This is a genomic window from Herbiconiux sp. (genome assembly GCF_023264895.1).
Lineage (GTDB): Bacteria > Actinomycetota > Actinomycetes > Actinomycetales > Microbacteriaceae > Herbiconiux.
The window spans coordinates 1-2,619 of the sequence record NZ_JAHFUY010000166.1 but is presented as its reverse complement, the minus strand read 5'-3'; the positions used below and the strand labels follow the sequence as shown (position 1 = coordinate 2,619).

Annotated in this window: 4 protein-coding genes; all 4 read left to right on the top strand. The window is 72.1% G+C overall.

Features of this window, described 5'->3' with window-relative positions; all coding sequences use genetic code 11:
- Positions 1-42 precede the first annotated feature (42 nt).
- Positions 43-708 (top strand): response regulator transcription factor, encoded by a 666-nt coding sequence (locus tag Q0D57_RS19355; protein ID WP_291047063.1) that lies wholly within the window; start codon positions 43-45, stop codon positions 706-708.
- A 68-nt stretch (positions 709-776) separates the two neighbouring features.
- On the top strand, positions 777-1,553 hold the full coding sequence (locus Q0D57_RS19350; protein ID WP_291047062.1) for a hypothetical protein: 777 nt from the start codon (positions 777-779) through the stop codon (positions 1,551-1,553).
- Positions 1,554-1,668: 115 nt separating this feature from the next.
- Positions 1,669-2,013 (top strand): hypothetical protein, encoded by a 345-nt coding sequence (locus Q0D57_RS19345; protein WP_291047060.1) that lies wholly within the window; start codon positions 1,669-1,671, stop codon positions 2,011-2,013.
- Positions 2,014-2,162: 149 nt separating this feature from the next.
- Positions 2,163-2,619, top strand: a 457-nt coding sequence (locus Q0D57_RS19340; protein WP_291047059.1) for an HD domain-containing protein, incomplete at its 3' end; no start/stop codon positions are given.

The window sequence follows — 2,619 nt, the reverse complement described above, 5'->3', positions numbered from 1 at the left end:
CACCGTGGTCGCCGCACTTCCGCGACACCCCGGGGAGGCGCCGTGATCCGCATCGTGATCGCCGACGACCAGCACCTCATCCGCGCGGGCTTCCGGGCTCTGCTCTCGTCGGAGCCCGACTTCGAGGTGGTCGGCGAGGCGGCGACGGGCCGCGAGGCCGTGGCCCAGGTGCGCGCGACCCGCCCCGACGTCGTGCTCATGGACATCCGGATGCCCGACGGCGACGGCCTCGAGGCGACCGAGACGATCGTGGCCGACCCCTCGCTCGCCGCCACCCGGATCGTGATCGTGACGACCTTCGAGCTCGACGAGTACGTGGGCCGCGCCATCCGTGCGGGTGCGAGCGGGTTCCTCGTGAAGGACACCGAGCCCGTCGACCTGCTCCGCGCCGTGCGCGTGGTGGCGGCCGGTGATGCCCTGCTGAGCCCCGGTGTGACCCGCCGCCTGCTCGAGCGCTTCTCGCTCGAGGTCGCGGGCGCTCCGGATGCGTCGGCGCTCGCCCCGCTCACCCCGCGCGAGCGCGAGGTGCTCGCCCTCGTGGGTGCGGGCCTCACCAACGACGAGATCGGCGCCCGCCTGCACCTCAGCCCGCTCACCGCCAAGACCCACGTCTCCCGCATCATGACCAAGCTCGCGGCCCGCGACCGGGTGCAGCTCGTGATCGTGGCCTACGAGACGGGCCTCGCCGCCCCCGGCAGACCGGCCTAGCTCGAGGAGCCCAGAGGAGCTGAACCGGGTCTCCTGAACCGGGGCTCCGGCGCGTGCGATCATGTCTCATGCCGTCCCTGCCGGAGAGCCTTCCTGCCGCGCCCGACCGCGACCCCGACCTCGATGACGACTTCCAAGCGGGACCGGATTCCGAGCACTGGGTCGCGAGCTATCTTCCGCACTGGACGACCGCCGAGCGGGCGCGGGCGCACTACGAGCTCGTCACCGACGGGATCCGATTGCGGATCGATGCCGATCAACCGGACTGGCGCCCGGAGGATGCTCCCCTTCGCGTTTCGAACCTGCAGACCGGGGTCTACTCGGGTCCGCTCGGCTCAGCGCTCGGGACGCATCGCCACCGCGACGATCTCGAGGTGCGCACCGAGACACCGCGGAGGCTCCTGTTCGCGCCTTCCCGGGGGCGGGTCGAGATCACCGTCTCGGCGAGCCGCGACATCGACTGCATGGTCGCGGCCTGGCTCGTCGGAACCGAGCACCGCTCGCCCACGGAGTCCGGCGAGATCTGCGTCTTCGAGATCGACGCCGACGCCATCGGAGAGATCACTGTGGCGCGCACCGGGGTCAAGGCCCATCACGACCCCCGCCTCACCACCGACATGACCGATGTCGCGATCCCCCTCGACGCATCCGCATCCCACACCTGGACGGTGATCTGGGGTGAGGGCGAGACCGTGATCGGATGCGAGGGCCGAGTGCTGCGGCGCATCGCTCAGGCTCCCGACTACCCGCTGTTCCTCATGATCGACCTCTTCGAGATCGGACCCCGCGGCGGCACCTACCCCAAGTCCGCCACTATCCACCGTGTTCGCGCGTGGGAGGACTGACGGATGCTCCGACGGGAGTAGGGCGCGCGCTCGAAGTGCCACCCGCCGGCCGATTCGCGGCGGGGCCCGGCGCGCGACGCTGGAGGAAAGCAGCCCTCCGACCGAAAGCGATCCCATGCTCACCACACTCGCCGCCTCCACTGCCCTCGCCGCCACCGCGGTGGCCCACCCCTTCGACTCCGGATTCGGCGGGCCCGGATTCGACGGGCCCGGATTCGGCGGGCCAGGCCTCCTCTTCCTGCTCGTGCCCCTCTTCTGGATCGTCGTGGCCGCGATCCTCTTCGCCGTCTTCGGCCGCCGCTGGCGCCGCGCCGCTTGGGAGCGCCGCAGCTCCGAGCTCCCCGGCCGCCGGGCCGAGTCGACCCTCGCCGAGCGCTTCGCCCAGGGCGACATCGACGAGACCGAGTACCGCGCCCGCCTCGAGGTGCTCCGCGCCAACACCCCGTTGCCGCCGCGCTGACCACTGGCCCCTGCGCCGGCCCCGTGCCCCGGATGCCGGATGCGGACCGGGCGTCGACCGACTGCCACATTCCGCCCACAAACAGACGGATGCCGCGCTCGACGCCCGGACCGGACACCCACCCCGCGTCCCGCCTCCAGAATGTCCCCATGGAGAACCCCGCAGCCGACCTCGCCCTCCCCTCGACGCCGGCGGCCCTGGCCGCCCTGGAGGTCGCCCGCGAGTACCACTCGCCCTCCCTGGTGAACCACTGCATCCGCTCCTACCTCTTCGCCGCCGAGCTCGGCCGCTCCACCGAACTCCCCTTCGACGACGAGCTGCTCTTCGTGGCCTCGATGCTCCACGACATCGGCCTGGCGGACGCCTTCGACCACCCCACCACCACGTTCGAGGTCTCGGGCGGCGACGTGGCCAGGGTCTTCACGACGGCGGCCGGCTGGCCCCCGGCCCGCCGCGCCCGCACCGCCGCCATCATCGAGGCCCACATGGCCGACGAGGTCGACCCCGCCCTCGACCCCGAGGGCCACCTCCTCTGCGAGTCCACGGGCCTAGACATCTCCGGCCGAGCCCCAAACCGCTGGCCCACCCCCACCTCGAAGCCGTCGT